Annotated in this window: 1 protein-coding gene; it reads right to left on the bottom strand. The window is 71.9% G+C overall.

Annotated features, from left to right (window positions below):
* Positions 1-1,029 (bottom strand): polysaccharide biosynthesis/export family protein (locus ACP56T_RS21865; RefSeq protein WP_430914110.1); only part of this gene is annotated, 1,029 nt, incomplete at both ends.

The following is a 1,029-nucleotide window of genomic DNA, read 5'->3' as shown; positions in this document are numbered from 1 at the left end:
CACCTTCTGCACTTCGGTGAAGGGCGCGTTGGAGACGTAGACGAGGTCGCGGTTCCTCATGCGGAAGGCCTGGGTGAGGAACAGGCTGTTGGGGTCGCGCATGTTGATGCGGTAGACCACCGGCACCAGCGGCGTGCCGAGCAGCGGCGAGGCCGGCTTCAGGCGGCGCACCACGGCGGCCGGCTCGTAGCGGAACACGAAGGTGCCCTGCGGATCGGCCTGCGCGTCGGAGAGCCCGCGCGATTTCGCCAGCGCCTGGGCCAGCGTGATGCCCTCCGCCGCAAACGGCAGCTCGGTGGAGTTGCCGAGCGCGCCCACCGCCAGGAAGGTCTGCGGATCGCGCACCAGGGTCAGCACGTCGCCGGGCCGCAGGTAGATGTTCTCGCGCGGATTCGAGACGATCGCCGTCATCGGCACCGTGGCGGTGACGCTGCCGCGCGAGAGCCGCACGAAGGTCTCGGCCACCGGCGCACGCACCCCGCCGGCGGAGGCGATCACGTCGAGCAGGCGGTCGCCCTTGCCCGACAGCGGCACGCGGGCGCCCGCCGTGACCTCGCCGGTCACGGTGACGGTCTGCGACACCGCCTTGGTCACGTAGACCAGAACCTGCGGCTGGATCGCCTTGCCGGCGAGCTCCGTCTCGATCAGCGCCTGCACGTCCTGGGGCCGGCGCCCGGCCACCTGGATGCGCCCGGCGTAAGGCACCGAGATCCCCCCGTCGCGCGAGACCACCTGCTCCGGGATCAGCGCCGATTTCGAGCCCGCCGAGAAGCGGTCGGCCACCAGCGGCCCGGAGAAGAGCCCGCCCGAGCCCGCCTCCCACACCGATACGGCCACGAAATCGCCCACCCCGATCACCTGTTCGAGGGAGGGACGGTGATCGCCGAAGGAGGCGAGCAGGCTGTCGAGGGGGCGCGTGCGCAGGGCCTCGACCACGGCCGGCGTGATGTCCACGAGCTCGTAGCGCGCGAAAACGCCCTCGGCGGTGGCCACATCCGCCCCATCCGCAACCGCTCCCGCCGTCGGGCC

Source organism: Methylobacterium endophyticum, from assembly GCF_050591105.1.
Taxonomy (GTDB): Bacteria; Pseudomonadota; Alphaproteobacteria; order Rhizobiales; family Beijerinckiaceae; genus Methylobacterium.
This window is presented reverse-complemented; position numbering and strand designations above follow the sequence as displayed.